This window comes from Clostridium sp. HV4-5-A1G (assembly GCF_900184915.1).
Classification (GTDB): domain Bacteria; phylum Bacillota; class Clostridia; order Clostridiales; family Clostridiaceae; genus Clostridium_B; species Clostridium_B aromativorans.
This window is the reverse complement of sequence record NZ_FXYI02000262.1, coordinates 1-3,311: the sequence shown is the minus strand read 5'-3', so window position 1 is coordinate 3,311 and position 3,311 is coordinate 1. Positions and strand designations below refer to the sequence as shown.

The following is a 3,311-nucleotide window of genomic DNA, read 5'->3' as shown; positions in this document are numbered from 1 at the left end:
GTTAATAATTGTCTTATTTAAAATAAGATGTACATTTTTTCACTAACATCTGTAATATTATGAAAAAATGTACATCAACCTTTATTTATATTAAATTATAAATTATCACTTCCTCCAATTCATCATTTCATCTGCAGTATCTTTTAGGTGTCTGGAGACTCTTTTTATTTTTCTCCGATTAGATCCCCCCAGCTCAGGCATCACCATCATGCCAACTGCCGCTCCGATTATTGCACCAGCTATAAATTTTCCATGCATTTATATCCTACTCCTTTCTTAATTTTTCCTAAAATATTGATTTTTAATATAATGGGAATTTAACTATATTAAATAGGATATGTAAATTTAATTTTTTTAAACAGACTAATTTTCACAATTATTTATAGGATGGGATTTAAATATGTTTCGAATCTGTTCTAAAATTTTAGATACATTTTTACCCCCTAATATTTCCGTGATATAATTCACTGCTTCCTTTGTAATTGAAACTATATTTTCTTCTCCCTGCCAATTATCCATTATGATCTTTTCAGGTATTTCATCTATTATAATATTAAGTGCAAAAAATGCTATGGAAATATCATCTATTTTTCCTACAAAAGGTATAAAATCAGGTAGTATATCTATAGGACTTGCCAGATAAGCTGTCAGAGCAGTAAGAATAATTTTAACTTTTAAACTCACTCTTTTATCTTTGAGCAATCTCCAGAATAGCACTATTATATCCGGCACAAGCATACCATATTCTACAATTTTTTCGTATTTAGATGGCACTTTATGTAAAATTTTTTTTCTGAATTTATGATAACCATTTAAAATCAATGGGTTTTTCTTTTTATCTATATGGGGAAATTTTTTCTCTTTTTCATATTTTATATTTTCTGCCTCTATCTTTAAAGCATTGGGTAATGTCTCTATTCTTGTTAATTTAAGATTAAAATATGGTATGAGCTTTACAGCCAAATTTAAATCAATATTTATATTGTCTCCATTCACATTTATTCCGTAAGAAACAAAATTCTCCAATATTTTTTTTACTGCAATATTTTTAACACTTTTTATTACCTTCAATTTATAGATCTTTAAATCAAATATCTTTAAATTTATAATATTGTTTTTTATGCTGCCTAGCCCCAATTTAATCTCAAAGGCAGTATTTATTTTTTTCTTGTAGGTACCGCTTACAGTAATTATTTCTTGTATATTTATATTTTCTATATCCAATCCTTCTATTTTTAAATAATCTTTAGCTATACTGAGTATATCTTCTTCAGTTAAGATAACTTTTGCTGCAGACACATTCATATATAATTCTCCTCTCCATTATGACACATTATAACTAATTTTTACTATATTTCAAGAATCAAGCATTTTATCAAAATCATTCAATCTGTTCTTTTTTCCACAGACCATTTTTGAGAAACGATGCTGCTTTTTCTTCAGCTCCACTTACAATATTATCTCCATATCCAAAAATGCTTAAAAGCTTTATTGCATTTTGAGTCGTAGACTTCCCCGGGTAAATTTTGTAATCAAAAGATATTTCATTGTCCTCAATGCTCTCACGAAAATGATAATTTCTAAAATAATCTTCAAGTATGTACGTAAGTTCTATATCATGAGTAGCTGCTATACAAATACAGTTATTCAATGTAAAATATTTAAGCACCTGTGAAGAAGCCGCTATTCTCTCCACTGTATTGGTTCCCCTGAGTATTTCATCCACAAAACACACGGTGGGTATACTTTTGTCAATGCTGTCCATAATCCTCTTCAAGGATCTAGTTTCCACTATATAGTAACTTTCCTTTCCCAATACATCATCCCTTAAAGCCATGGAAGTATATACCTTTACATAATAGCCCTCAAAATAACTAGCAGTGCATGTACATATAGTTTGAGCAAATATGATATTCAAAGCTAAGGTCTTCAAAAAAGTTGATTTACCCGATGCATTGGAACCTGTGATCAAAATGGATTCTGTGATCTTCAAAGAATTAGGTACAGCCCCTTTTATAAGTGGATGGACCAAATCTTTAACTACAATACTTTGATTTTTCTTACTGCTGCATATATGTAATTTTGGGACAGCATAGCTTTTTATCCTCACTCTATATGAAGCAATTGCTATACAGCTATCTATATTCCCAATTATCGAATAGATGGTTTTAAATTCATCACTTTTCTGTTCAAGTACAGAACTCATTTTTTCATAGTTTATCAGATCCGTCAGGAATAATATACTCATATATTCCATCAACATGGCCATATCCGTGCCATTATTGAACAAGCTAAAATAGAATTTCTTGATTTTTCTAACAGAATCAGAAGCATTTTTCAATTTATCAATACATTGACCCAGTTCTTCCACATGGATTTTCAATATCGAATTGGAACACTTCACTATATTGATTATATAGGCGAAATCCCTGAGCTTATAATCTAATCTTCCTTTAAAAAAATAATGAATTGTAATATTTATGAAGCAGCATATAATTAAAGAAAATGCCCCCACATATAAATTCACAATCATAAATGCAATTGAAGCTATAGGTAAAATCCTAAATAATCTATAAATATTTAATAAGGAATGCCTGTGTTCATAGTGATTAACATTATAAAAATAATTGGTTATAGAAATTCCTCTTTTTATCCCAAGCTTACCAAGCACATATTGTAAAGTTTTCCTCTTTTCAGGATTCTTCATAAAATATTCTATAATCTCATTTCTATATTTTAGAGCTTCATCATCATATATGGGTTTTCTCAACATGGCATAGAGAGATTCAGCTCCTGGAGTACTAGAAGTAGTATCCATATCTTTAAATATTTCATTCATTTCCAAATCATTCCATGTAATATCATCAACGAAAAAACTATTCTTTTCATATAGATTTATATTTCTAAAATATCCTGATATATCATTGATTTCTTGCCTATTGTATTTCTTATCTGATTTTTTACCCCATTGTTCTTCTATTCTTTTTTTTATTTCAGCATTATTTTTTAAAATCGATATAATGGAAACTACTGCAATTATTGTTACTACTACCAATAAGTATCCGATAACCTGAATCAATTTATTCACCTCTGTCTTTTCGGAATGTCCTATAATTAATTTATCTATATCATATCAATTTATACACAGTTCGTCTATACTTACCTAGAAGTAAAGCCAACTTAATTTACCGGGTATCTATCCCCGCCATTTCATCAGTTTTTAGCTTTTTCCATAAATTACACTAGAAATATTTATGATTTTCATTAGACTAATTGTCAAAAATATTATAATATCATTATAATATTACAAT

3 protein-coding genes are annotated in these 3,311 nt (G+C 28.7%); all 3 read right to left on the bottom strand.

Going from position 1 to position 3,311, the window contains the following annotated elements:
• Positions 1-105 precede the first annotated feature (105 nt).
• The 3 genes from J5G60_RS17395 to J5G60_RS17385 all read right to left on the bottom strand — a co-directional run bounded on the left by J5G60_RS17395 (position 106) and on the right by J5G60_RS17385 (position 3,079).
• A complete protein-coding gene (locus J5G60_RS17395) occupies positions 106-258 on the bottom strand; it encodes a YtxH domain-containing protein (RefSeq protein WP_150359005.1) in 153 nt (50 codons plus the stop codon).
• 105 nt (positions 259-363) lie between these two features.
• Positions 364-1,305 (bottom strand): YkvA family protein, encoded by a 942-nt coding sequence (locus tag J5G60_RS17390; protein WP_150359004.1) that lies wholly within the window; start codon positions 1,303-1,305, stop codon positions 364-366.
• Between the two features lie 76 nt (positions 1,306-1,381).
• Positions 1,382-3,079 (bottom strand): MutS-related protein, encoded by a 1,698-nt coding sequence (locus tag J5G60_RS17385; protein WP_150359003.1) that lies wholly within the window; start codon positions 3,077-3,079, stop codon positions 1,382-1,384.
• Positions 3,080-3,311 lie beyond the last annotated feature (232 nt).